The organism is Pseudomonas sp. TE9122 (assembly GCF_056278925.1).
Window position 1 is genome coordinate 1530987 of sequence record NZ_JBWBQI010000001.1, and the last position, 23923, is coordinate 1554909.

General features: G+C 59.3%; 22 protein-coding genes. 4 read left to right on the forward strand and 18 right to left on the reverse strand.

The window, feature by feature from the left end; translation table 11 throughout:
• The first annotated feature begins 460 nt into the window (after positions 1–460).
• Positions 461–1465 (forward strand): metallophosphoesterase family protein, encoded by a 1005-nt coding sequence (locus tag ACZ9BE_RS06855; RefSeq protein ID WP_476249093.1) that lies wholly within the window; start codon positions 461–463, stop codon positions 1463–1465.
• Positions 1466–1503: 38 nt separating this feature from the next.
• Here the strand turns inward: ACZ9BE_RS06855 and ACZ9BE_RS06860 are convergent, their stop codons facing one another.
• From ACZ9BE_RS06860 to ccoN (ACZ9BE_RS06905), 10 genes are all read right to left on the reverse strand, one after another.
• Entirely contained in the window at positions 1504–1923 is a 420-nt protein-coding gene (locus ACZ9BE_RS06860) for a type II toxin-antitoxin system VapC family toxin (RefSeq protein ID WP_150635814.1), read from the reverse strand.
• Positions 1923–2177: a type II toxin-antitoxin system Phd/YefM family antitoxin gene (locus ACZ9BE_RS06865; protein ID WP_476250125.1), complete on the reverse strand. Its 255-nt coding sequence runs from the start codon at positions 2175–2177 to the stop codon at positions 1923–1925. The genes ACZ9BE_RS06860 and ACZ9BE_RS06865 overlap by 1 nt, the downstream gene beginning before the upstream one ends.
• Positions 2178–2703: 526 nt before the next feature.
• Positions 2704–3687, reverse strand: coding sequence for a cytochrome-c oxidase, cbb3-type subunit III (gene ccoP, locus ACZ9BE_RS06870; protein ID WP_150741399.1), 984 nt, complete (start codon positions 3685–3687; stop codon positions 2704–2706).
• Positions 3684–3869, reverse strand: coding sequence for a CcoQ/FixQ family Cbb3-type cytochrome c oxidase assembly chaperone (locus ACZ9BE_RS06875; protein ID WP_016775513.1), 186 nt, complete (start codon positions 3867–3869; stop codon positions 3684–3686). Before ACZ9BE_RS06875 ends, ccoP (ACZ9BE_RS06870) begins: the two co-directional genes overlap by 4 nt.
• A 5-nt stretch (positions 3870–3874) precedes the next feature.
• Entirely contained in the window at positions 3875–4483 is a 609-nt protein-coding gene (gene ccoO / locus ACZ9BE_RS06880) for a cytochrome-c oxidase, cbb3-type subunit II (protein WP_007917161.1), read from the reverse strand.
• The gene (ccoN, locus tag ACZ9BE_RS06885; protein WP_024012334.1) at positions 4483–5925 is read right to left on the reverse strand and encodes a cytochrome-c oxidase, cbb3-type subunit I; all 1443 of its coding nucleotides are present in this window, start codon (positions 5923–5925) and stop codon (positions 4483–4485) included. Before ccoN (ACZ9BE_RS06885) ends, ccoO (ACZ9BE_RS06880) begins: the two co-directional genes overlap by 1 nt.
• 481 nt (positions 5926–6406) lie before the next feature.
• Positions 6407–7360, reverse strand: a complete 954-nt coding sequence (gene ccoP, locus ACZ9BE_RS06890; protein ID WP_476249094.1) for a cytochrome-c oxidase, cbb3-type subunit III — start codon at positions 7358–7360, stop codon at positions 6407–6409.
• Positions 7357–7554, reverse strand: coding sequence for a cbb3-type cytochrome oxidase subunit 3 (locus tag ACZ9BE_RS06895; RefSeq protein ID WP_024012336.1), 198 nt, complete (start codon positions 7552–7554; stop codon positions 7357–7359). The genes ccoP (ACZ9BE_RS06890) and ACZ9BE_RS06895 overlap by 4 nt, the downstream gene beginning before the upstream one ends.
• A 3-nt stretch (positions 7555–7557) precedes the next feature.
• Positions 7558–8166: a cytochrome-c oxidase, cbb3-type subunit II gene (gene ccoO / locus ACZ9BE_RS06900; protein WP_003223389.1), complete on the reverse strand. Its 609-nt coding sequence runs from the start codon at positions 8164–8166 to the stop codon at positions 7558–7560.
• 10 nt (positions 8167–8176) lie between these two features.
• Positions 8177–9601, reverse strand: a complete 1425-nt coding sequence (gene ccoN / locus ACZ9BE_RS06905; RefSeq protein ID WP_024012337.1) for a cytochrome-c oxidase, cbb3-type subunit I — start codon at positions 9599–9601, stop codon at positions 8177–8179.
• Between the two features lie 92 nt (positions 9602–9693).
• Here ccoN (ACZ9BE_RS06905) and ACZ9BE_RS06910 point away from each other — a divergent pair, with 92 nt between their 5' ends.
• Positions 9694–10374 (forward strand): alpha/beta family hydrolase, encoded by a 681-nt coding sequence (locus ACZ9BE_RS06910; RefSeq protein ID WP_150741401.1) that lies wholly within the window; start codon positions 9694–9696, stop codon positions 10372–10374.
• Between the two features lie 2183 nt (positions 10375–12557).
• Positions 12558–12911: a DUF6124 family protein gene (locus ACZ9BE_RS06915; RefSeq protein WP_041479078.1), complete on the forward strand. Its 354-nt coding sequence runs from the start codon at positions 12558–12560 to the stop codon at positions 12909–12911.
• Positions 12912–13083: 172 nt separating this feature from the next.
• Here ACZ9BE_RS06915 and ACZ9BE_RS06920 read toward each other — a convergent pair whose 3' ends face one another.
• The 4 genes from ACZ9BE_RS06920 to inhA form a co-directional block, all read right to left on the reverse strand.
• Positions 13084–13554: a hypothetical protein gene (locus ACZ9BE_RS06920; protein ID WP_052392185.1), complete on the reverse strand. Its 471-nt coding sequence runs from the start codon at positions 13552–13554 to the stop codon at positions 13084–13086.
• Between the two features lie 331 nt (positions 13555–13885).
• Positions 13886–15451, reverse strand: a complete 1566-nt coding sequence (locus tag ACZ9BE_RS06925) for a methyl-accepting chemotaxis protein (RefSeq protein WP_056784262.1) — start codon at positions 15449–15451, stop codon at positions 13886–13888.
• Between the two features lie 103 nt (positions 15452–15554).
• Positions 15555–16346 (reverse strand): CPBP family intramembrane glutamic endopeptidase, encoded by a 792-nt coding sequence (locus ACZ9BE_RS06930; protein WP_150635803.1) that lies wholly within the window; start codon positions 16344–16346, stop codon positions 15555–15557.
• A gap of 209 nt (positions 16347–16555) precedes the next feature.
• Positions 16556–17242 carry an isonitrile hydratase gene (gene inhA / locus ACZ9BE_RS06935; RefSeq protein WP_460093818.1) on the reverse strand — a complete coding sequence of 229 codons (687 nt, stop codon included), beginning with the start codon at positions 17240–17242 and terminating at the stop codon, positions 16556–16558.
• 89 nt (positions 17243–17331) lie between these two features.
• Here inhA and ACZ9BE_RS06940 point away from each other — a divergent pair, with 89 nt between their 5' ends.
• Positions 17332–18315, forward strand: coding sequence for a GlxA family transcriptional regulator (locus ACZ9BE_RS06940; RefSeq protein WP_460093817.1), 984 nt, complete (start codon positions 17332–17334; stop codon positions 18313–18315).
• On the opposite strand, the gene ACZ9BE_RS06945 is transcribed toward ACZ9BE_RS06940, so the two are convergent.
• The 4 genes from ACZ9BE_RS06945 to ACZ9BE_RS06960 all read right to left on the reverse strand — a co-directional run bounded on the left by ACZ9BE_RS06945 (position 18284) and on the right by ACZ9BE_RS06960 (position 23735).
• The gene (locus ACZ9BE_RS06945) at positions 18284–19171 is read right to left on the reverse strand and encodes an alpha/beta fold hydrolase (protein ID WP_252885669.1); all 888 of its coding nucleotides are present in this window, start codon (positions 19169–19171) and stop codon (positions 18284–18286) included. The genes ACZ9BE_RS06940 and ACZ9BE_RS06945 overlap by 32 nt on opposite strands.
• Positions 19172–19357: 186 nt before the next feature.
• Positions 19358–21184, reverse strand: a complete 1827-nt coding sequence (locus tag ACZ9BE_RS06950; protein WP_476249095.1) for a glycoside hydrolase family 15 protein — start codon at positions 21182–21184, stop codon at positions 19358–19360.
• Positions 21177–21977, reverse strand: coding sequence for a glucose 1-dehydrogenase (locus ACZ9BE_RS06955; RefSeq protein ID WP_016773889.1), 801 nt, complete (start codon positions 21975–21977; stop codon positions 21177–21179). The genes ACZ9BE_RS06950 and ACZ9BE_RS06955 overlap by 8 nt, the downstream gene beginning before the upstream one ends.
• Positions 21978–22067: 90 nt before the next feature.
• Entirely contained in the window at positions 22068–23735 is a 1668-nt protein-coding gene (locus ACZ9BE_RS06960; RefSeq protein WP_476249096.1) for a family 2 encapsulin nanocompartment cargo protein terpene cyclase, read from the reverse strand.
• Between the last annotated feature and the right edge of the window lie 188 nt (positions 23736–23923).

Genomic DNA, 23923 nt, shown 5'->3' on the forward strand with positions numbered 1-23923 from the left:
AAATGCCTCGGTCGATACGTGCCAACCAAGGTCAAAAAGGGTTGTTGCAGTAGCGCGATGATACGCCTGCAGCTCTGGCTCAAGGGTGCGACCTTTGGTCGCGTTGGGTAAAAAATGCGGATGGTGTAGCGATTGCGCAAAAGCCTGACGCAGATCAATTGACTTGTTGAGTATGGACGCTTTTGCCGAAGTGGCTAGTTATCCTTTCAATTGTTTGGTCACGCCATTGCCGTTGATTTCGCAAGTTGAATAACACCCGTGATTGTTTTCATTCAGGCGACAAGTCAGGCCGGACGCTACGGGTTTCTATTGATTCGTATATTGTAAGTTGTTGGGTCTGAAATATATTCACTCGATTGTTGTTGGTGAAGGCTTTGAAGTTTTCGCTGTATTCGAATAAGTTCTGTTCGCGCGAAACTTCTTTTGCGTATCGAAAATTAATTGAAATGGAATTTCAAGCATGGCTTTGAATAAATTCATGAGCACCTTTATGGGTGCTTGTCTGGTAGCTTCGGCTATTACCGCTCAGGCTACAACTGGCATGCCGAAACATATGGTCTTTGCTTCGGATACTCAATATCCGTGGACAGACAAGACCGATATCCGCGAACCCGAGTCGGATTCAGAATTCACGGCGCGCTCGAAATGGCTGATTGAAACCCAACTTGCAAGCATTGCCGAATTCAGAAATCTACACGGCTCCCAAGCGCAGGTTCCTTTGATGATCAATGGCGATATAACCGCTTTTGGTCATGGCTGGCAGCGCTCGTTCATGAAGGATTCGCTGAACAGGCACTTCAAGGGTGAATATCTTTACGGCTTGGGTAATCACGACTATGAAAACAATGTTGATGATTGCTTTACCAATAACTGTGCTGCAGGAAGTATTGTCGAGTTCAAAGAGCATCATGAAGGTAAAGTCGATAACTTTGATCTGAAAATCACTGACGGTTTTCTGAGCAGGACGTATTCCGGTAGCCTCGCCTATTCGAAAAATATCGGCGAAGTGCATATGGTTCAGCTCAATAATGAGCCGACCTATACCGCCCGGATTGCTCATCCGTTGAACCCGACGACGTTCGAAATCAACGACGCACTGGACTGGCTCGAGACCGATCTGCGACTGGCGCGAGCGTCGGGCTACGCCATCATTATCAATATGCATAAACCCTTGCGGCACCAGGGCAGCCCCGAGCAGAAGAAGCGTTTCCATGACATGGTCAACAAGTACCAGGTGACGGCCATTTTCGCCGGCCACCTGCATACCGAGGGAGGAAGTTCCTACTGGGAAGGCAGCGTCCCCATGTATCTCAGCGGAAGCACCTCTCAGCAAACCTACCTGACTGCGAATTTCACCGAGGATCGCAAGCATTTGCAGATCTATCTGGTGAAGAACAACCAGTGGCGTGAGCGGACGCTGATCGATACCACGGTTGTGCATTCAATCTTTGCCCAACGCCCATGAAAAAAGCCCCGCCGGTGATAGGGCGGGGTGTTCAGCAGTCAGTTATTGGCAGCGATCCATGGGTTGATCAGATTGACGCCGCTGAGTTGAAAGTCCGCAATGTTGCGAGTTACCAGCGTAAGCCCGTGCACAAGCGCGGTGGCGGCGATCAAGGCGTCGCATTCACTGCTGCGGTCGGGAACATGCAATCGTGCGCACCGGGTGGCGACGCTGGTATCGACAGGCAGGATTCTTCCAGAGAACGCCGGTTTGACGTGATGTTCCAGCCAGTTGCGCAGCAGCTGGCCTTGTGAAGGGCCACGACGTTCGATACGCAGGACGCCCGTTTCCAGTTCCAGCACAGTCATTGCAGATAGATACAGGCTGGCTGGGGAAACGCTGTTTGCCCATTTCACCACATGCCTGTCGGCTTGTTTTTTGCGCAGCTCGGAAACTACATTGGTATCCAGTAGGAACATCAGGAAAGGTCCACGCTGCGAGGAGTGATTACAGCGCGCTCGGGTCCGAATTCGATTTCAAGCGCATTCGGCATCGCCAGCAGCTCAACGATGCTGGTCTCGCAACCGGTCAGTTTCTGGTACTCCTCAATGCTGAGCAATACGTGGGCAGGCCTGCCTCGGTCAGTAATGATTACTGGACCTTGACGCGTGGCTTTTTTGGCTGCACTGGTGTCCTGATTGAACTCGGGGCTGGAAATGGTGGTGATGGCCATCATGTTTGGCCTCCAGAAATTCTGATGTAGGAACGTTTCTATTTTGAGGTTTTCACCGCAATCGGAAAGGCAGGTCGGGGTCGATCGGTTTGTCAATTTCATAAGGGCACCGGCGAAGGCGCCTCCCGCCAAGGCGTGAGGCACTGGATACAGGGCGTAAATTCGGTGTTTTTGCTGCCCTTGTCAGAGCAATCTACCGCCCCCGAGGCCGTCGAGTCCGCCACCGTTACCGGGGCTGTTAATGGTTTGCTGCGACACCACGAGTAACGGTTTCACAGATGTTGGTTCGAACCCTGCCCTATGGGTAGAGCCGGGTTGAGGCTGATTTTGCAGTGTGCTTTGGTGATCTTTCGACATTGGGGCTTCATCCTTGAAGTAGTCCCGATATGGCTTATCGGGGCGAAAAAACCTACCTTGCATCGCAGCTCAGGTCCATTGAGCAAGCGTTTCGAATCATGAATGCCAGCATGAAAAAAGGCCCCGCCAATTCTCATTGGCGGGGCCTTTTTTGCTTCAAGCGTTGGCCTTACTCAGCCTTCGCCTCCGGTGTTTTTTCACCATGGGACAAACTGTAAACATACGCCGCCAGCAGGTGCACCTTGTCATTGCCCTGCAGTTGTTCCTGCGCAGGCATCTGGCCCTGACGACCGTAACGGATGGTCTGCTGCAGTTGCGCGAAGCTCGAGCCGTAGATGAATGCGCCCGGATGGGTCAGGTCAGGCGCACCCATGGCCGGCGTGCCTTTGCCGGCAGGGCCGTGGCAAGCCACGCAGTTGGCGGCGAAGAGTTTCTGGCCGTTGGCCGGGTCGGCCTTGGTGCCTTCCGGCAATTTACGGCCGTCGAGATTGGTCACCACGTAAGCAGCCACATCGGCCACGCCTTGCTCACCGATCACTTCCGCCCACGCCGGCATCACCGCGTGGCGGCCGCCCATGATGGTGGTCTTGATGGTTTCCGGCTCACCGCCCCAGCGCCAGTCGGCGTCGGTCAGGTTGGGGAAGCCATAGGCGCCCTTGGCGTCGGAACCGTGGCACACCGAGCAGTTGGACGCGAACAGACGGCCGCCCATTTTCAGTGCTTGCGGATCCTTGGCGACTTCTTCGATCGGCATCGCCGCGAACTTGGCGAAAATCGGACCGAAGCGCGCGTCCGAACGGGCCATTTCCTTTTCCCACTCGTGGACGCCGGTCCAGCCGGTCTGGCCGTTGGCGAACGCGGTCTGTTTCTCGGTATCCAGATAGTTGTAGCCCGGCAGCAGACCTTTCCAGTTGCCCAGACCCGGGTACAGCACCAGATAACCCAGGGCAAAAATGATGGTGCCGACGAACAGCATGAACCACCATTTCGGCAGCGGGTTGTCGTACTCCTCGATCCCGTCGAAGGAGTGGCCGACCGTCTCGTCCGTCTGTTCGCTGCGCTGGCCCTTGCGGGTCGACAGCAGCAGCCAGGTCAGGGCGAAGATCGTACCGAGACTGAGGACTGTGACGTACAGACTCCAGAATGTAGTCATTCTTTGTTACTCCTAGAAGCTTGCTCGACGTGCTTGATGGCTTCGGGATCATCGGCAAAAGGCAGCATGGTCGCATCGTCGAATTCCGACTTGCGCTTGGGGCTGAACACCCACAAGGCCAGACCGATGAAGGCCACCATCACGACAACGGTGCCCAGGCCTCGAATCATCCCGATATCCATCAGATTCACCGTTTGCTTTTGATGATGGTGCCCAGGCCTTGCAGATAGGCCACCAGCGCGTCCATTTCGGTTTTGCCCTTCACGGCATCCTGTGCACCGGCGATGTCTTCGTCGGTGTAAGGCACGCCGAGGGTGCGCAAGACTTCCATTTTTTTCGCGGTTTCCTTGCCGTCGAGCTTGTTTTCCACGAGGAACGGGTAAGCCGGCATTTTCGACTCGGGGACCACGTTGCGCGGGTTGTACAAGTGCGCACGTTGCCAGTCATCGGAGTAACGACCGCCCACACGGGCCAGATCCGGGCCGGTACGTTTGGAGCCCCACAGGAACGGGTGGTCCCAGACGCTTTCACCGGCGACCGAATAGTGGCCATAGCGTTCGGTTTCAGCGCGGAACGGGCGGATCATCTGCGAGTGGCAGCCGACACAACCGTTGGCGATGTAGACGTCGCGGCCTTCCAGTTCCAGCGCCGAACGTGGCTTCATGCCCTCGACCGGCTTGTTGGTGACGTCCTGGAAGAACAGCGGAACAATTTGGGTCAGACCACCGACGCTGACGGCGATGACCATGAAGAAGGCCAGCAGGCCAATATTCTTCTCGACAGCTTCATGCTTCATCAGTGAGCTCCAACGACGGCAATCTTGGCGGCGGCTTCGGCTTCAACCGGATCCGACGCACGGACAGTGCGGTACACGTTGTAAGCCATCAGCAGCATGCCGCTGGCAAAGAAAGCACCGCCCAGCGCGCGGACGATGAAGCCCGGGTGGCTGGCCTGCAGCGCTTCGACGAACGAGTAGGTGAGGGTGCCGTCATCGTTGATTGCACGCCACATCAGGCCCTGGGTGATGCCGTTGACCCACATCGACGCGATGTAGAGCACGGTACCGATGGTCGCAAGCCAGAAGTGCGCATTGATCAGCCCGGTGCTGTGCATCTGCGCGCGGCCGAACAGTTTCGGGATCATGTGGTAGATCGCGCCGATCGAGATCATTGCTACCCAACCGAGGGCGCCGGCGTGGACGTGGCCGATGGTCCAGTCGGTGTAGTGCGAGAGCGAGTTGACGGTTTTGATCGCCATCATCGGCCCTTCGAAGGTCGACATGCCGTAGAACGCCAGCGATACCACGAGGAAGCGCAGGATCGGGTCGGTGCGCAACTTATGCCAGGCGCCCGACAGGGTCATCATGCCGTTGATCATGCCGCCCCAGCTTGGCGCCAGGAGGATGATCGACATCGCCATGCCCAGCGATTGTGCCCAGTCCGGCAGGGCGGTGTAGTGCAGGTGGTGCGGGCCGGCCCAGATGTACAGGGTGATCAGCGCCCAGAAGTGCACGATCGACAGACGATAGGAGTAGATCGGGCGTTCGGCCTGTTTCGGCACAAAGTAGTACATCATCCCGAGGAAACCGGTGGTCAGGAAGAAGCCCACCGCGTTGTGGCCGTACCACCACTGGATCATCGCGTCAGTGGCGCCGGAGTAGGCCGAATACGACTTGAACAGGCTGACCGGCAGCGACATGTGGTTGACGATGTGCAGCATCGCGGTGACCACGATGAACGCCCCGTAGAACCAGTTGCCGACATAGATGTGCTTGGTTTTGCGCTTGGTGATGGTGCCGAAGAACACCAGACCGTAGGTGACCCAGACAATGGCCAGCAAAATGGCGATCGGCCATTCCAGCTCGGCGTATTCCTTGGTGGTGGTGTAACCCAGCGGCAAGGTAATGATTGCGCCGACGATGACCGCTTGCCAGCCCCAGAAGGTGAAGGCTGCGAGGCTGTCGGAAATCAGTCGCGTCTGGCAGGTTCGCTGCACGACATAGTAGGAAGTGGCAAACAGTGCACAACCGCCGAAGGCGAAAATCACCAGGTTTGTGTGCAACGGGCGCAGGCGTCCAAAGCTCGTCCACGGCAGACCGAAGTTCAGCTCCGGCCAGACCAGTTGCGAGGCAATGAAGACACCGAGCCCCATGCCAAGGATCCCCCAGACCACCGTCATGATGGCGAACTGGCGGACTACCTTATAGTTATAAGCAGTCGGACTGATTGCTGTGCTCATTCTAAGGTTCCACGGTTTGGGTATTTTTATAGGGATAAAATCGGCCGCAAGTATGTATAAAGCAGGGGGTCATTGCAACGCGCCATGACCTGGGTCAATGCTTTCCAACGCTGATTCTGCGGCCTTTCCATGCGCCGCGTAGGGTCAAAAATGGCCTCTGACAAAATGTCGCAGTGCGCGTAAAAAGCTCGCAATCCCGATCACCGTCAATGGTGCCCGTTCACAGGTCGTGATCGGGAAATTGCGGGCGATCGGCGCAACAGCCGTTATCTACCTGCGTTTGCGGCGAATCCATCAACCGGTTCACGGTGCGCATCGTTCGGGATTGATCTGGAAACCGACTTCAGCCGGTCCGCTTCGATGAAGCGTAGACCCGAATCCGGGGTTCCGAAAGGAGATGATCCAAGGGGTGCGACAATGCGTCGCAAAGGGGCGGGAAACTGCCGCAGCGAGAAAGCTGCGGCAGTGGTGTACGCAATTGCTATTTCTTGTTGTCTTCAGTTATCAGTTTTTCTGTGTTCAATCCGTGGCTCAGGCTGTACACATAAGCGGCGAGCAATTGCACTTTGTCGTTGCCCAACATCTCGTTCTGCGCTGGCATATGCCCCTGACGACCATGGCGGATGGTCTGTTCCAGTTGGGTCAGGCTGGTGCCATAAATGAAGCCGGCCGGGTGGGTAAGATTCGGTGCGCCCATGGCAGGGGTGCCTTGGCCAGTTGCGCCGTGGCAAGCCACGCACGTGGTGCTGAACGCCTGCTGCCCGGCTTGCAGGTCTGCCTTGCTGTCGGCAGGTAGCGGCAGGCCGGCGAGTTCGTGGCGCACGTAGGCGGCAACGTTTTTCACCCCGGCCTCACCGAGCACTTCGCCCCAGGCCGGCATGGCCGCCATGCGGCCGCCCATGATGGTGGTCTTGATCGTCTCGGCATCGCCGCCCCAGCGCCAGTCGCTGTCGGCGAGGTTAGGGAAGCCGAACGCACCCTTGGCATCCGAGCCGTGGCACACCGAGCAATTGGACGCGAACAGACGACCGCCCATTTTCAGCGCCTGCGGATCCTTGGCCACTTCTTCCAGCGGCATCGCCGCGAATTTGGCGAAGATCGGACCGAACCGGGCGTCCGCCTTGTTCATTTCCTTTTCCCATTCGTGCACGCCGGTCCAGCCATCCTCATAGCCGGGCAGGATGCCTTTCCAGTTGCCCAGGCCCGGATAGAGAATCAGATAACCCACCGAGAACACCAGCGTGCCGGCGAACAGCATGAACCACCACTGCGGCAGCGGGTTGTCGTACTCCTCGATGCCGTCGAAGCTGTGGCCCATGGTCTGGTCGACACTGCCCTTGGTCTCGCCCCGGCGGGTGCCGATCAGCAGCCAGGTCAGGCCGATCAGGCTGCCAATGGTCAGTACGCAGATCCACGTACTCCAGAAGGTGGTCATGGCCGGGTACTCCTTGTTTCAGGGGCTGAAATTGTTTCGGGTAGTGGCTCGTCGGCGAACGGCAGCAGGCGTGCTTCGGCGAATTCCGGGGTGCGCTTGCGGTTGAACACCCACAAGGTCAAACCGATGAAGGCGACGAACACCACGACCGTGCCGAGGCCGCGGATCAGGCCTGCACTCATTTCAATGACCATGGCTCACCTCTTGCTCTTGATCGCAGTGCCGAGCACTTGCAGGTAGGAAACGAGGGCGTCCATTTCGGTCTTGCCCTTGAGGCTGGCGACTGCGCCGCTGATGTCGTCATCGGTATACGGCACGCCGAGGGTGCGCATGGTTTTCAGCTTGGTTTCAGTGTGGCTGCTGTCGACCGCCTGGGTGACCAGCCACGGATAGGCCGGCATCTTCGACTCCGGCACGACGTTGCGCGGGTTGTACAAGTGCGCGCGGTGCCAGTCATCCGAGTAGCGCGCGCCAACGCGGGCGAGGTCCGGCCCGGTACGTTTCGAACCCCACAGGAACGGGTGATCCCAGACGCTTTCGCCGGCCACCGAATAGTGCCCGTAGCGTTCGGTTTCGGCGCGGAACGGACGGATCATCTGCGAGTGGCAACCGACGCAGCCTTCGCGGATGTAGATGTCGCGACCTTCCAGTTGCAGCGCGGTGTATGGCTTCATGCCCTCCACCGGTTTGTTGGTGACGTCCTGGAAGAACAGCGGGACGATCTGGGTCAGGCCGCCGATGCTCACGGCGAACACCATCAACAGCATCAGCAGGCCGACGTTCTTTTCAATCGTTTCGTGTTTCATGGCGGACTCCTCAGGCCATCTGCGCGGCAGCGACGACGTCGGCAGGCTGCGAGGCCCGCACGGTGCGCCAGGTGTTGTAAGCCATCAGCAACATGCCGCTTAAGAAAATCGCCCCGCCGATCAGCCGCACGACAAAGCCCGGATGGCTGGCCACCAGGGTTTCGACGAAGGAGTAAGTCAGCGTGCCGTCCTCGTTGACCGCGCGCCACATCAGGCCCTGGGCGATGCCGTTGACCCACATCGAGGCGATGTAGAGCACGGTGCCGATGGTCGCCAGCCAGAAGTGCGCGTTGATCAGGCCGACGCTGTGCATCTGCGCTTTGCCGAAGATTTTCGGGATCATGTGGTACAGCGCGCCGATCGAGATCATCGCCACCCAGCCGAGTGCGCCGGCGTGTACGTGGCCGATGGTCCAGTCGGTGTAGTGGGAGAGGGCGTTGACAGTCTTGATGGCCATCATCGGACCTTCGAAGGTCGACATGCCGTAGAACGCCAGCGACACCACGAGGAAGCGCAGGATCGGGTCGCTGCGCAACTTATGCCAGGCGCCGGAGAGGGTCATCATGCCGTTGATCATGCCGCCCCAGCTCGGTGCCAGCAGGATCAGCGACATCACCATGCCCAGTGACTGTGCCCAGTCCGGCAGCGCGGTGTAGTGCAAGTGGTGCGGGCCGGCCCAGATGTACAGGGTGATCAAGGCCCAGAAGTGTACGATCGACAGGCGATACGAATACACCGGACGTTCGGCCTGTTTCGGCACGAAGTAATACATCATCCCGAGGAAACCGGCGGTGAGGAAAAAGCCCACGGCGTTGTGGCCGTACCACCACTGCACCATGGCGTCGGTTGCACCTGCGTACACCGAGTAGGACTTGGTGAAACTCACCGGCAACTCAAGGTTGTTGACGATGTGGAGGATCGCCACGGTGATGATGAACGCGCCGAAGAACCAGTTGCCCACATAGATGTGCTTGGTCTTGCGCTGCATGATCGTGCCGAAGAACACGATCGCGTAGGCGACCCAGACGATGGTGATCAGGATGTCGATCGGCCATTCCAGCTCGGCGTATTCCTTGGAGCTGGTGTAACCCAGCGGCAGGCTGATCGCCGCCAGCAGGATCACCAGTTGCCAGCCCCAGAAGCAGAACGCGGCGATTTGCGGCGCAAACAATTGCGTCTGGCAGGTGCGTTGCACCGAATAGAAAGAGCTGGCGAACAGCGCGCAGCCACCGAAGGCGAAGATCACCGCGTTGGTGTGCAGCGGGCGCAGACGGCCGAAACTGGTCCAGGGCAAATTGAAGTTGAGTTCCGGCCAGACCAATTGCGCCGCGAGAAAAACCCCGAGGCCCATGCCGACGATGCCCCACACCACCGTCATAATGGCGAATTGGCGGACCACCTTGTAGTTGTAGGCGGTACTGATAGAAGTGTTCATGGTTCCCCATCCACGGTTCAGCCGAAGTGAGCGCGCGCAAACGACGCGAATCCTTCGCCTGGAGTTATAGGCAGACTAAAAGCGAGGCAAGCATGGACAAACAGCACAAGGCCAGTATTGACGGGGATCAATGGGCGCAGTGTGTGCTCGATCATGGGTGGCTTTGGGATGCCGCTGTTGGTGAGGCTTCGGCAACCTTGATTCTGGCGCACGGGGCGGGGGCGCCGATGGATAGCGACTGGATGAACGACATGGCTGGGCGCCTTGCCGGGCTTGGGGTCAACGTGTTGCGCTTTGAGTTTCCCTATATGGCGCAGCGGCGGGTGGATGGGGTTAAGCGGCCGCCGAATCCTGCGCCGAAACTGTTGGATTGCTGGCGGGAGGTGTTTGCGGTTGTGCGGCGTCATGTCGCTGGGGTTTTGGCTGTTGGCGGCAAGTCGATGGGTGGGCGGATGGCGAGTCTGGTGGCGGATGAGTTGGGGGTGGATGCGTTGGTGTGTCTGGGGTATCCGTTTTATGCGGTGGGGAAGCCGGAGAAACCGCGGGTTGAGCATTTGGCTGGTTTGAAGACTCGGACGTTGATTGTGCAGGGAGAGCGGGATGCTCTGGGGAATCGCGAGGCGGTTGAGGGGTATTCGTTAGCGCCGGGGATTGAGGTGTTTTGGTTGGTGGCGGGGGATCATGATTTGAAGCCGCTCAAGGCTTCTGGCTTTGCGCATTCCGATCATTTGGCGGGTGCTGCGCAGAAGGTGGCTGAATTTCTCGGTGACTGATTTTGAGCCGGGCCGGGATTTTGCGTTGCATGAAGACCTGCTCCCTTTCCCCCTCGCCCCCTTGGGGGAGAGGGTTGGGGTGAGGGGGCTAGCTTTTGATCTTGCTCTTGGGGGCATATCCGTTGCTTCGGGAGCTGCGGCTGGCGGTTTCGCCTGACGGCGACTTACTTTTTTACAAGCGCCTAAAAAAGTAAGCAAAAAACGCTAGCTCCTGCGTTCGGCCCTCGCAGGCTCGGGTCCCTTCGCTCCGGGATCGATCCGGGCGCAGCGGCTCCGGTTTGCTTCGCTGCACCTCCTTCCGCTGTGTCTGGCTGCGCCAGACGGTCGCTGCGCTCCCACGCCCGGATCAATCCCTCCACTCAGCCTTCCGACGTCGCCGGTGGATCAAGATCAAAAGCACTCGAGCTAACGCTCATTGTTGAGTGGTGCGGCTTCGCCGCGGGCAGCTGCGCTGCCTTGCTTTTCTGTGGGAGCGAGCCTGCTCGCGAAGGCGGCCTGACAGCCGACCTGATTCTTCCTGATGTACACCGCGCTCCTTGTAGAAGTGAGCCTGCTCGCGATGGCGGTCTCCCAGTCGACCAATCTCTACCGTTTGGACCAAATCCCTGTGGGAGCTGGCTTGCCAGCGATGGCGACCTCCAAGCCGACCAATCCCCCACTGATGTACCCGATCCAAATGTGGGAGCGAGCCTGCTCGCGAAGGCGGCCTGACAGCCGACCTGATTCTTCCTGATGTACACCGCGCTCCTTGGAGAAGTGAGCCTGCTCGCGATGGCGGTCTCCCAGTCGACCAATCTCTACCGTTTGGACCAAATCCCTGTGGGAGCTGGCTTGCCAGCGATGGCGGCCTCCAAGCCGACCAATCCCTCACTGATGTACCCGATCCAAATGTGGGAGCGAGCCTGCTCGCGAAGGCGGCCTGACAGCCGACCTGATTCTTCCTGATGTACACCGCGCTCCTTGGAGAAGTGAGCCTGCTCGCGATGGCGGTCTCCCAGTCGACCAATCTCTACCGTTTGGACCAAATCTCTGTGGGAGCTGGCTTGCCAGCGATGGCAGCCTCCAAGCCGACCAATCCCCCACTGATGTACCCGATCCAAATGTGGGAGCGAGCCTGCTCGCGAAGGCGGCCTGACAGCCGACCTGATTCTTCCTGATGTACACCGCGCTCCTTGTAGAAGTGAGCCAGCTCGCGATGGCGGTCTCCCAGTCGACCAATCTCTACCTTTTGGACCAAATCTCTGTGGGAGCTGGCTTGCCAGCGATGGCAGCCTCCAAGCCGACCAATCCCTTACTGATGTACCCGATCCAAATGTGGGAGCGAGCCTGCTCGCGAAGGCGGCCTGACAGCCGACCTGATTCTTCCTGATGTACACCGCGCTCCTTGTAGAAGTGAGCCAGCTCGCGATGGCGGTCTCCCAGTCGACCAATCTCTACCGTTTGGACCAAATCTCTGTGGGAGCTGGCTTGCCAGCGATGGCAGCCTCCAAGCCGACCAATCCCCCACTGATGTACCCGATCCAAATGTGGGAGCGAGCCTGCTCGCGAAGGCGGCCTGACAGCCGACCTGATTCTTCCTGATGTACACCGCGCTCCTTGTAGAAGTGAGCCAGCTCGCGATGGCGGTCTCCCAGTCGACCAATCTCTACCTTTTGGACCAAATCTCTGTGGGAGCTGGCTTGCCAGCGATGGCAGCCTCCAAGCCGACCAATCCCATCACTGATGTACCCGATCCAAATGTGGGAGCGAGCCTGCTCGCGAAAGCTCCCTTCCAGACGACATCAAACCACCTGCCTGTCAGAGGCAATCTCTGAACTTAAACATCATCAAATACCAATGTTTAAACTACACGACCCGTTACGCCATCCCGGCTACAACTCCTTGCGCCATTGCCTACGCCTACGCCAGAATCCGCCGGCTTACGCGCCATGAGGTTGGCTATATCGTTTCTCGGTCACTGACAGAAAGCAGTGATCGGGTTTGGTAGCCCGTCTGTAATGGCCGTATGTCTACGCCTTCAGACCGTCCTTTTTTTAGGGGCATGGTTATATGGTGGTCATGCGTGGGGCTCGTTCGCGAGCGCCGGGTTCCTATTGCAGCCGGTCTACCAACCCGCGTATGGCCGCCACCCTCGTTTGGTAGCGAAGGTGATGGCTCCTTCAGTCTGCGATAGGAGTTTCATCATGTTCAAAGTCACCCCCAACCCGCCACCCCCCCACGACCGCGCTCTCGATCCGCAAAAAATCCAGGAAGCCACCGACCGCGCCCTCGATTACTACCTCAAACCCGAAGATCTGGCCGCTCCACCAAGCTCTCCAAAATATCGCCCGATCTATGTCGTGGACCCCACGCTGGATGACGAAACCCTGTTGGTCGAGGCCTGCGAGTCGCTTTCATACGCGCATGCCATGGCCGGTAACATCGCCAACTCGATAGGCGGCCCGGAACGCAAACCACTGCTGGCGCTGCAACAGGTGATCATGCTCAACGAGCTGTTGGTCAATCGACTGCTGGACAAGCTCAAGTTGCCTCAATAATTTCGCTGGCTGTTATGGCCTCTTCGCGAGCAGGCTCGCTCCCACAGGGGATTGGTGTCTGGCACCTAATCTGTGATCACCGCAGATCCAATGTAGGAGTGAGCCTGCTCGCGAAGCGCCATACGGCTAAAAGTGCGGGGATGCAATCTGATCGAAACGTTGTCGCGAAAAATCACAAATCATCCCTAAGCAAGTTGAAAGTACCTATAGGCTGCGTTCGGTATCCATGGCTTTTGAACTTTGCTTCAAATGTACCTTTAGCAATCCCCTTGGTGGGATGGATGTCGATAGTGACCGTGGCTTCATCAGCATCAACATAAGTAAATCCATAAAACCCAGAGGGTCCAGGTGACGAGTGGCCGTGCTGGAATGTCAGCCCGTCTTCCAACGTATAAGTTTTATGGAACGGGGCGTCACTGGTATAGGGGATCGAGAAAGAGTAGAGAAAGATGTTCTTCTCCTCCAGCGTTCCTGTGGACCCTGAGATTGACCAGCTCTTTTCGCCCGTCGGAATAAAATGACGTAGCTCAAAAGAAATTATAGTGGCCGTGGTTTCAGGGTTGGTGCCGAATTGCCAAGTGAAGACATTAGACTGTTTTGCAATGGCACCTGGTTTTGGGATGAGGATGCTATGTTTACTCATTTTTTAGCTCCTTGGTCATATCGTGATAACAATGAAAACCATCTGTTCAACGATTTATAGATATGCCCCTGAAGCTTGAATGTCTACTGTAAGACCTGACAGTAGACATACGCTGTGTTCTGTGGATTTTCGCCAGGATTTCCGAATGTGCAGCGCAAAACTTTCTGATGAAGTTCAATATTAGATGTCTCGGTTTGGCAGGCGGCGCAATGCATGACTGAACTACTCAAGCACAGTCTCAATCTACTCAAATCCTATTGAGTAGTTCATTGACACAACAAAAAACCCGGAAGGCTCACGCCATCCGGGTTTTTTCATTCCAGCCTTCCAATCAGCGGTTAAACCGCGCCACCAACGAATACTGCGTGTTGGCCGTCTTCGTCAGTTCTTCACTGAGCAACGCCGAGTTGTGCGCTTGTTCCGAGGTCTGATCCGCCAGTTCCGAAATATTGCTGATGTTGCGGCTGATCTCTTCAGCCACGGCACTTTGCTCTTCGGTCGCGGCGGCGATCTGGGTGGTCATGTCGGTGATGTTGGCCACCGCTTCGCTGATGCCGACCAGTGCCTGATCCGCTTCCAGGACCCGCGCCACGCCTTCTTCAGCCTGGCGATGCCCGGCTTCCATGGTTTGCACGGCGCTGGAGGCAGTCTGCTGCAACTTGGCGATCAGGGCGTGAATCTGCCCGGTGGATTCGCTGGTGCGTTGCGCCAGTTGGCGGACTTCGTCAGCCACTACCGCAAAACCACGGCCCATTTCACCGGCACGCGCTGCTTCAATCGCAGCGTTGAGGGCGAGCAGGTTGGTCTGGTCGGCGATGCCTTTGATCACGTCGACCACGCCGCCGATTTCGTCGCTGTCCTTGGCCAGTTGCGTCACGGTCAGGCCGGTTTCGCCGACGACCACCGACAGGCGCTGAATCGCTTCGCGGGTTTCGCCGGCAATGTCGCGGCCGCGGCCGGTCAGGCGGTTGGCTTCCTGGGTGGCGTCAGCGGTGCGCTGTACGTGGCTGGCGACTTCCTGGGTGGTGGCGGCCATCTGGTTGACGGCGGTGGCGACCTGTTCGGTTTCCACGCGCTGGCGTTCCAGGCCGGTTGAGCTGTTGTGTGCCAGGGCGTCGGACTGCTTGGCCTGTTCGGTCAAGTGCTCGGCGGTGTCCTGCAGGCGGGTCAGGCAGGTTTTCAGGCGCGCTTCCTGGCTGAGGATCGACATTTCCAGACGCGCCTGGGCGCCACGGCTGTCGGTGTACATCTGCGCGATCAGCGGGTCGGAGGTGGTCTGTTCGGCCAGGCGCAGCAGGCGCTTGAGCCCGCGTTGCTGCCATTGCAGGCCCATCAGGCCCAACGGCACCGAAAGACCGGCGGCGAGGGCGAAGCCCCACTGCGAGTTCAGCGTCGCGCCGATCATGAAGCTCAGCTGGCTGACCAGAATGAACGGCAGCCAGTCCTGCAGGAGCGGCAGCCATTTGTCCGTCGATGGAATCGCCGACTTGCCCTGGTTGATGCGTTGGTAGAGCGCTTCGGCGCGGCGGATCTGTTCGGCGGTGGGCTTGACGCGCACCGACTCGTAACCGATCACCTGGCTGCCATCGAACACCGGTGTGACATAGGCGTTAACCCAATAGTGGTCACCGGATTTGCAGCGATTCTTGACGATGCCCATCCATGGCAAGCCTTGTTTCAGTGTGCCCCACATGTGCGAGAACACCGCCGATGGCACGTCAGGGTGGCGGACCAGATTGTGCGGCGCCCGGATCAGTTCCTCCCGCGAAAACCCGCTGATCTCGACAAAGTCGTCGTTGCAGTAGGTGATCACGCCCTTGGCATCGGTGGTGGAAATCAACCGTTGCTGAGCTGGAAAGGTCCGCTCGCGTTGTGTAATGGGCTGGTTGTTACGCATGGTTTTTCAATCCGCAAGGCTTTGAATGGTTGTCGGCGCCGACAGGTTTTTTATTGAAGTTTTTTTTCAGATTTAAGTACGCCGTCGCAAAACCGCGCTTGCGTCAACTGGCCAGCATCGGATAGGTGAACAGGCCGAAGTGCAACAGGTTCAGGCCGAAATGGGTGGCGATCGCCGCGCCCAGTCCGCCGAAACGGTAGGCCAGACCATAGCCGACCCCGGCCAGTCCCGCCAGCAACACCCAGGTCCAGCCAGCGCCGGCATGCACCAGACCAAACAACAGCGAGGCCAACAGCAGCGCGAGGTTGTCGCCGTAGGGCAGGTGCTTGAGGCGACGGCTCAGCCCGCCCTGTATATAGCCGCGAAACAGCGCTTCCTCGACCAGCGTCACCAGCAGCAGATTGTTCAGCACCCACAGCCAGGCCTGATCCGGCCATTTCGGTGCCCAGGCGATCACGCCAAGTAAAAGCGCGCCGCCGAGGGCGAGAATCGCGCACAGCGTCAGGGCGAGGGCGGTGGCATAGACCGTCAGGCGCAACGATCGCCGCGCGACGATCCACGGACAAACCAGCAGCAACCAGAAGCCCACCAGCGGTTTGTCGAGATTGAAGTACATCGCGAACGGCACGGCGTTGTCAGTGAAACGTTGCGGATTGATCACCCGGCCGTTGGCGAAGCCCGGCAGCCAGTGCAGCGCCAGTGCCACCGCTAAAACAATGAACAGGCCATGGCCGAGCCAACGCGCGACCGGCACCTCTTGCTGACGCACGGCGAATGCGGCGAACAACAGAAGCCCGACGGAGATCAACGCCAGCCAACCGAGCTGGCCGTAGCTCAGGGCCAGTCCGTAACCGAGGCCGAGCAGCGCGAGATAGAGCCAGGGCAGCGCCTTCATCGAAAGTCCTTGTGCGAGATTTCTGGAAGGGGCTTTCTACACGGGCGAGGGAGGTGGGACAAGTGAAGGTGTGGCAGTCATGCCAGACACAAATCAAATGTGGGAGCGAGCCTGCTCGCGAATGCGGTCTTCCAGATGACGTCACTGGCGCCTGACACTCCGCCTTCGCGAGCAGGCTCGCTCCCACAGGTTTTGCATTCGGCTGGATATCAGCGCAGGCCCAGTTTGGCCGCTGCGCGTTCGGTAATCTCGGTACGCAGCTTCAACGACGGCGCCACGCGCAACCGCGCTTCATCGACCACCGCACTCGGTGCCACGTCCGGGCTGCCGGCATTGAACGGCGGTGCCGGGGCATATTCCAGTTGCAACTGCACCAGTTGCGCCGTGTCGGCATCGACCAGTTCCGCCGCCAGCACCAAGGCGAAATCGATCCCGGCGGTGATTCCGCCACCGGTAAACAGATTGCCGTCGCGTACCACCCGATCTTTCACGGCAATCGCGCCCAGCGTCGGCAGCAACTCGTGATAGGCCCAGTGCGTAGTCGCGCGCTTGCCCTGCAGCAGGCCAGCCGCGCCAAGCACCAGCGAGCCGGTGCACACCGAGGTCACGTAACGTGCCTGGGCGGCCTGGCGTTTGATGAAGTCCAGCGTCTGCTGATCTTCCATCAACGGCCCGACGCCGCCACCGCCGGGTACGCAGATTACGTCCAGATCCGGGCAATCCTCGAAAGTTGTAGTCGGTTTCAGCAGCAGCCCGGTGCTGGATGTCACTGGCATCAGATCCTTCCAGATCAGGTGGATCTGCACGCCGGGCAACGAGGCGAGGACGTCGTAGGGGCCGGTGAGGTCGAGTTGCTGGACCTGCGGGAATAACAGAAAACCGATCTGCAGCGTCATCGTTCTTGCTCCGTTGAAAGAAGTGGACGACTTCACTGTAGGCGGGTAGGTTCTGGCGCATACGCCAATCACCCCACGAATTACGCCAAATGCCCAAATCCATTCACGTCCTCGCGTTTGCCAATATGCAGATTCTCGATGTCACCGGGCCGCTGCAGGTGTTCGCCTCGGCCAACGATCTGGCTCGCCAGCGCGGTTTGCCCACACCCTATGCGCCGAGCGTGATCGCCAGCGGCGGCGGGGCGGTGATGTCATCGGCGGGGTTGGCGGTGCTGGCCGAACCGTTGCCGCAGACGCCCAGCGATACCTTGATCATTGCCGGTGGCTGGGGCATTTATCCCGCCGCCGAAGACTCGCAACTGGTTGATTGGGTGCGCGAGCACGGCACTCACTGCCGGCGCGTGGCTTCGGTATGCACCGGGGCCTTTCTGCTCGCGGCCAGCGGCTGGCTTGATGGTCGCCGCGTGGTCACGCACTGGACGCGCTGCGAGCAACTGGCCGCGAAGCATCCGAATCTGCACGTGGAAGCCAATCCGATTTTCATCAACGACGGCCCGGTGTGGACTTCCGCCGGGGTCACGGCCGGTATCGATCTGGCGCTGGCCATGGTTGAAGAAGACCTCGGCCGCGACATCGCCCTCGACGTCGCCCGGCACTTGGTCGTCTTCCTGAAACGCCCGGGCGGGCAGTCGCAGTTCAGCGTGACGCTGTCGCTGCAACAACAGGGCAACCGCTTCGATGAACTGCACGCCTGGATCGCCGAGAACCTGACCTGCGACCTCGGCATCCCGACCCTCGCCGAACAGGCTGGCATGAGCGAACGCAGCTTCATCCGCCACTACCGCGCCGATACCGGCCAGACCCCGGCGCGGGCGATCGAATTGATCCGCGTCGAAACCGCGCGGCGACTGCTCAGCGATACCGGTTTGCCGGTGAAACGCATCGCCGCCAATTGCGGGTTTGGCAGCGAAGAGACGCTGCGGCGCAGTTTTCTGCGAGCGATTGGCGTGACGCCGCAGGCTTATCGGGAGCGGTTTTCGGTCAGCGTTGCAGCAGATCCAGTATTGCCTTGAGGGTTTCCTGCGGCGCTTCTTCGGGAATGTTGTGGCCGACACCCGCGAGCACGCGCCGCTCATAAAAGCCGCTGAAATGCTCGGCATCTTCATCAATCAGCGAAGGCGGGCCGACGCCATCATCGCCACCGCACAGCGAAATGCTCGGTACGCGGATCACCGGCTGTGTGGCCAGCGCTTCTTCCATCCACTCCAGGGCTGGATCGCCCGGGGCGTAGCCGAAGCGATGCCGATAGGAATGAATCACCACGTCGACAAAGTCAGGATTATCAAAAGCGCCAGCGGTCAGCGGGTAGCGTTCGTCCTTTCGCGCCCATGTCGGCGACCACAGCCGCCAAAGCAACTGACACAACGCCCGGCGATTCTGCTTAAGTCCTTCGACGCCACGCGGCGTGTGGAAGTAGTACTGATACCAGAGCCGATGCTCGTCTTCCGGGTCCAACGGCTGGTTCGCATGGGCGATGTCCTGCACGAGGTAGCCGTCGCCGCTGACCAGTCCGCGCACCCGCGCCGGAAACAACGCCGCGACAATACACGCTGCCCGACCGCCCCAGTCATAACCGCAAAGCGTGGCCTGTTCGATGCCCAGCGCATCCATCAGATCGAGCAAGTCCTGCGCCATCGCAGCTTGCTGACCGGAGCGCAGGGTTTGCGCACTGTTGAACCGGGTCGGCCCGTAACCGCGCAAGTACGGCACGATGACGCGGTAGCCTCGCGCGGCCAGCGCCGGGGCGACTTCGTCGAAGGTGCGCGGGGAATAGGGGAAGCCGTGGAGCAGAATTACCGGGGCGCCGTTGTTCGGACCGTGCTGTTCGTAGGCAATGGTCAGGGTTGGGGTAAGAACGCTCTCGATCATGACGAACCACTCCGTTTGAATCGTATTCAGACACTCTGGATCTGCGAACGGAATGCGGGTCACCGCTGCGCAGGTTTCACCATGAATATGGGCCTGAGCCAGTTGTCTGGCATGCAGGCCCGTTGTGGAAACATACCTGTCGATCAGAGATCGGTCTGACAAGCGCTGGCGAAAAAGCGCTCAACGCTACGGCTGCCAGGAACTCTTCTCGCCACTCAGCTTGCGATCAAGAAAACTCGCCGCACTGATCAACGCCAGATGCGTCAGCGCTTGCGGCGTGTTGCCCAGGTGCCGCCCATGGCTGTCGAACTCTTCGGCGTACAGCCCAAGCGGATTGGCATATCGCAACAATTGCTCGAACTCCAGGTGGGCTTTTTCCACCTGGCCGGCGCGGGCCAGGCATTCGACGTACCAGAACGAACACGCGGCGAACGCGCCTTCGGTGCCGCTGAGGCCATCGATGTTGGCGTCTTCGTTGCGATAGCGATAGACCATGCCGTCACGCACCAGGGTTTTTTCGATCGCTTCCAGAGTCGACAGCCAGCGCGGATCCTTGGCGCTGACGAAGCGCACCAGCGGCATCAGCAGCATCGAGCCATCCAGTGCGGTACCGCCCTTGTACTGGACGAAATGCCCGCGTTCTTCGTCCCAGAAGTTTTCCCAGATGTCGGTGTAGATCGCTTGCCGGGTGTCATCCCAACGGGCGAACGGCGCCGGCAGCGAACGCTTGGAAGCCAGACGGATCGCCCGGTCCAGCGCCACCCAGCACATCAGCCGCGAGTGCAGGAAATGATGAGTCTCGCCGCGCATTTCCCAGATGCCGACATCTTCGCTCTGCCAGTTTTCGCAGACCTGATCGACCACTTCGCCGACATGCCGCCAGCCTTCGTGGGAGATCGCATCACCGTACTTGTTGACCAGATACACCGCGTCCATCAGCTCGCCGAAGATGTCCAGTTGGACCTGATCGTAGGCACCATTGCCGATGCGCACCGGTTGCGCGCCGCCGTGGCCGGCCAGATGCGTCAGTTCGGTTTCCGGCAATTCCTGCTGGCCGTCGATGGCATAGAGGATGTTGAGTTTCATCGGTTTGCCGCAGCAATCGCTGACCCGTCCGCGCAGCCATTGCATGTAATGGTTGGCCTCATCGACGAAGCCCAGGCGCATGAACGCGTAAACGGTGAACGAGGCATCGCGGATCCACGTGTAGCGGTAATCCCAATTGCGCTCGCCGCCGGGAGTTTCCGGCAGGCCGAAGGTGGCGGCGGCGAGAATCGCACCGTGGCGACGCGAGGTCAGCAGTTTCAGGGCGAGGGCGGAGCGATTGACGATTTCCCGCCAGCGCCCGCGATAGTTGGATTGGCCGATCCAGCCGCGCCAGTATTTCAGGGTGCGCTGCATGCACAACTCGCCGGCGCCTTCGGCAAAACGCGGATCGTCGCTGCCGCCGAGCATGAATGCGGCGGTTTCATTGTGCTTGAGGGTGAACTGCGCGACGGCCGCTTGCGCATCGATCTGCATTGCCTGATCTGAAGCCAGGCGTATCGACGGCTGGCCAGCGGCGTGGAACGTTACGTCTTTTTCGTCCATTTCTGCCCGGGTGTCGGCGCGGCCGTAGTCGTGGCGCACCGCGCAACGCAGATTGAACGTTGCCGAACCGCTGACCACGCGCACCCGGCGCATCAGCAGCGGCAGGGCGTCGACATCGTCACCGATGGGCAACAGATCGGTGATTTCCACCACTGCGTGTTCGCTTAGCCAACGGGTCTGCAAGACGTTGGTGTCGGGCAGATAAATCTGTTCCCGGCGCGCATCCGGCAAGTCTGGCGCGAGCTGGAAAATCCCTGCTTGCGGGGTGTCGAGCAGCGAGCAGAAGATCGTCGGGCTGTCGAACTCCGGCCAGCAGAAAAAATCCACGCTGCCCTTGTCATTGACCAGTGCGGCGCTGCGCATGTCGCCGATGATGCCGTGGGCACCGATGGGACTTTGTTGTTCCACTTTAGGCTCAGCCATTGCCGCGAAACTCCGGATAGAGGCTCATCCCGCCATCGATGAACAGGGTGGTGCCGACGATGTAATCGGACAGGTCGGAAGCGAGGAAAACCACTGCGTTGGCGACATCCTCGACATCGCCGATGCGCCCGTACGGAATCAGCTCAAGAAGTTTGTCGCCGGCCGCGCCTTCAGTGGCTTCTGTGTTGATAGCCGTGCTGATCGCACCGGGCGCGATGCTGTTGATGCGGATGCGCTGGTGGCTGACTTCCTGGGCGAGGCTCTGCATCAATTGATCGACGCCGCCCTTGGACGCCGCGTAATTGACATGCCCGGCCCATGGAATGCGCTGGTGCACCGAACTCATGTGAATGATCTTGCCCGCCGCGCGCGACACGCCTTCGCGCACGCCCTGACGCTGGAAAATCCGCAACGCCGCCCGTGCGCAGAGGAACTGCCCGGTGAGGTTGACGCCGATCACCGTGTTCCAGTCGTCGAGGGTCATGTCCACGGCGGCAGCGTCTTTTTGCAGACCGGAGTTGGCCACCAGAATGTCCAGCGAGCCGAAGGCTTCGACGGTCTCGGCGAACAGCCGCTCGACATCTTCTTCTTTCGAAACATCGGCGCCGATAGCGAGGGCCTTGCCGCCCTCAGCGTTGATTTGCGCGGCCAGTTCTTCGGCAGGTTCGGCGCTGCTGTTGTAGTTGATCACGACCGCAGCACCGGCCGCAGCGAGTGCTTTAGCTGCGGCATGGCCGATGCCGGAGCTGGCACCCGTGACCAGCGCCACCTGATGAGCGAGGGAAATCTGCATGACGATTCGCGCCTTGGTTCAAGAGACTTAAGTAGCTGACTGATGGCCCGTGGCGAGAGTTCATCTGCAACCATGAAAAGTTCGCCAGCTTCAGACCTGATAGCGGCCACTGCTGCGATGCCATTCGACGTTGCCGGCCAGCCAGCTCTTGAGTCCGCGCAGGTAGCGTTGGAGTAGCGGCGAGGCGTGCGGCAATACCGCCCGTTCTGCCGCCTCATACAGATGCATGATGTCATCGTGAACGGCAGCACTTTGCGCCATGGCCTGCGCGGGGGAGCAGCCCTGTTCTTGGATCAGCAACAAAGGCAGGTTGAAATCGCCGATACCGGCCTGCTGTTCCTTCAGCGCGGAAAACAGATCATTGGCAATGATCGTGGCGCTGGCGGCCAGCGCCGTGACGCGCCTCACCTCAGGTGCGCTGTATTCATTGGCGGGCAATTCATACCCGCCGATGATGTCGATCAGCGACAGGCACGGCAGAAAACTGTTGACCTGACGTTGAGCCAGATATTCCCAGAGCGCGGGCGTTAGCCCTTCGATACGCCAGGCCGCTTCGGCGGTCATGGTGACGAACATGGCAATGATTTCATGGCGTACGCGGGCAACCTGCGCCGCGGTCGCGAGTGTCTCGACCCGCCTCAGATAAGCACGCAGCGCGACCAGCACCGGATCGCTGTTCAAGGCCTGCTCAAGCCCCGGGCGGAACCGTGCGCTCAGGTAAACCGGTTCCAGCGCCGCCAGCGCCAGGGAGAGGCGCGGCCCGACCATTCTCGGCTCGGACCCGGTTCGCTCATCGTCGCAGTAGTAGTCGTCCACGGCGAACAACGCGGCGAAACATTGCGCCGCGAGCAACAGCCGATCGGGCTCATCGGTGTCGGTATGACAGAGCATGGCGAAGCGACCGAAACCCATGGCGCGGACTTTGTCGAGTTGGCCCGGAAATATCCCGACCTTCTCGATCCATGGCATGAGCAGATCATCCACCCCCCTGGCCAGCGCCCCGTCGACCCGAAACGGCGCCGGACAATTCAGCGGCGGGACGCCCCAGGATGATCCTGTCTTCGCACCAGAAAGGCTTGGCATTGATCGTGCCGCTGAAGCTTTACGGACGGACTCGAACCACTGCCGGACACCCTCTATACCGAACTGTTCGACCATCCGGCGAAACCAGATCGTGAACATGTCGGGTGTGTGTTCGATCTGCTCGGCGACCTCCTCCAGCGACAGCCACTGCCAACTTTCGGCTTCCTCGGGATTGGCTACCGGATCGGTCTGGCTGATGCCGGCAAACACATGGTCGAATTCATGCTCGATGAGCTGATCGGAGACCTGTTCGTGGTAGAGCATCGAGGCAACTTTCTGCAATTTGCAGCTCATGCCCATTTCTTCCTGCAATCGGCGGTTGGCAGCCACCGCCGTTCGTTCGCCTTTGAGTGGATGCCCGCAGCAGGTGTTGGTCCATAATCCGCCGGAATGATATTTGCCGAACGCGCGTTGCTGCATCAGCAGCCGTCCTTGTGGATCAAACAGCAGAATCGAAAACGCACGATGACGCAGCCCTTGGTGATGCACCTGCATCTTGGGGGCTACGCCGGTCTGGCGATCCGTTGGTGAGACGAGAATCAGCTGTTCTTCCATGGCGGGGCTCCCGAGCGTGTGCGCTAGCGGATGGTGGCCAAGAGCAGTTGCCTGTTCGTCCAGGTGAACTGCGCAGTTGAGCGAAGGCGTTATGAGAACTCCGGTGACCAGAAAAGACACCTGTCAGATCTGACAGGTCTGCGCGATTTTCGACAGATGGTCATGTGATTTCAGAGGTTGGCGGGATGCTCAATTGGAGGATTGAAGCGCAGATTGCAGAGTTGTACACCTTCACACTCCACCAACAATTCCCCGCTTCCCCGACCCCCCGACGCTATGGCAACGTGGCGGCCCCTGATGAGGCTGCA

What these genes read in the sequence shown, in the direction of transcription:
- ACZ9BE_RS06855 (WP_476249093.1), top strand. Translation starts at nt 461, where the DNA reads ATGGCTTTGAATAAATTCATGAGCACCTTTATGGGTGCTTGTCTGGTA.
- ACZ9BE_RS06860 (WP_150635814.1), bottom strand. Translation starts at nt 1,923, where the DNA reads ATGTTCCTACTGGATACCAATGTAGTTTCCGAGCTGCGCAAAAAACAA.
- ACZ9BE_RS06865 (WP_476250125.1), bottom strand. Translation starts at nt 2,177, where the DNA reads ATGGCCATCACCACCATTTCCAGCCCCGAGTTCAATCAGGACACCAGT.
- ccoP (WP_150741399.1), bottom strand. Translation starts at nt 3,687, where the DNA reads ATGACTACATTCTGGAGTCTGTACGTCACAGTCCTCAGTCTCGGTACG.
- ACZ9BE_RS06875 (WP_016775513.1), bottom strand. Translation starts at nt 3,869, where the DNA reads ATGGATATCGGGATGATTCGAGGCCTGGGCACCGTTGTCGTGATGGTG.
- ccoO (WP_007917161.1), bottom strand. Translation starts at nt 4,483, where the DNA reads ATGAAGCATGAAGCTGTCGAGAAGAATATTGGCCTGCTGGCCTTCTTC.
- ccoN (WP_024012334.1), bottom strand. Translation starts at nt 5,925, where the DNA reads ATGAGCACAGCAATCAGTCCGACTGCTTATAACTATAAGGTAGTCCGC.
- ccoP (WP_476249094.1), bottom strand. Translation starts at nt 7,360, where the DNA reads ATGACCACCTTCTGGAGTACGTGGATCTGCGTACTGACCATTGGCAGC.
- ACZ9BE_RS06895 (WP_024012336.1), bottom strand. Translation starts at nt 7,554, where the DNA reads ATGGTCATTGAAATGAGTGCAGGCCTGATCCGCGGCCTCGGCACGGTC.
- ccoO (WP_003223389.1), bottom strand. Translation starts at nt 8,166, where the DNA reads ATGAAACACGAAACGATTGAAAAGAACGTCGGCCTGCTGATGCTGTTG.
- ccoN (WP_024012337.1), bottom strand. Translation starts at nt 9,601, where the DNA reads ATGAACACTTCTATCAGTACCGCCTACAACTACAAGGTGGTCCGCCAA.
- ACZ9BE_RS06910 (WP_150741401.1), top strand. Translation starts at nt 9,694, where the DNA reads ATGGACAAACAGCACAAGGCCAGTATTGACGGGGATCAATGGGCGCAG.
- ACZ9BE_RS06915 (WP_041479078.1), top strand. Translation starts at nt 12,558, where the DNA reads ATGTTCAAAGTCACCCCCAACCCGCCACCCCCCCACGACCGCGCTCTC.
- ACZ9BE_RS06920 (WP_052392185.1), bottom strand. Translation starts at nt 13,554, where the DNA reads ATGAGTAAACATAGCATCCTCATCCCAAAACCAGGTGCCATTGCAAAA.
- ACZ9BE_RS06925 (WP_056784262.1), bottom strand. Translation starts at nt 15,451, where the DNA reads ATGCGTAACAACCAGCCCATTACACAACGCGAGCGGACCTTTCCAGCT.
- ACZ9BE_RS06930 (WP_150635803.1), bottom strand. Translation starts at nt 16,346, where the DNA reads ATGAAGGCGCTGCCCTGGCTCTATCTCGCGCTGCTCGGCCTCGGTTAC.
- inhA (WP_460093818.1), bottom strand. Translation starts at nt 17,242, where the DNA reads ATGACGCTGCAGATCGGTTTTCTGTTATTCCCGCAGGTCCAGCAACTC.
- ACZ9BE_RS06940 (WP_460093817.1), top strand. Translation starts at nt 17,332, where the DNA reads ATGCCCAAATCCATTCACGTCCTCGCGTTTGCCAATATGCAGATTCTC.
- ACZ9BE_RS06945 (WP_252885669.1), bottom strand. Translation starts at nt 19,171, where the DNA reads ATGATCGAGAGCGTTCTTACCCCAACCCTGACCATTGCCTACGAACAG.
- ACZ9BE_RS06950 (WP_476249095.1), bottom strand. Translation starts at nt 21,184, where the DNA reads ATGGCTGAGCCTAAAGTGGAACAACAAAGTCCCATCGGTGCCCACGGC.
- ACZ9BE_RS06955 (WP_016773889.1), bottom strand. Translation starts at nt 21,977, where the DNA reads ATGCAGATTTCCCTCGCTCATCAGGTGGCGCTGGTCACGGGTGCCAGC.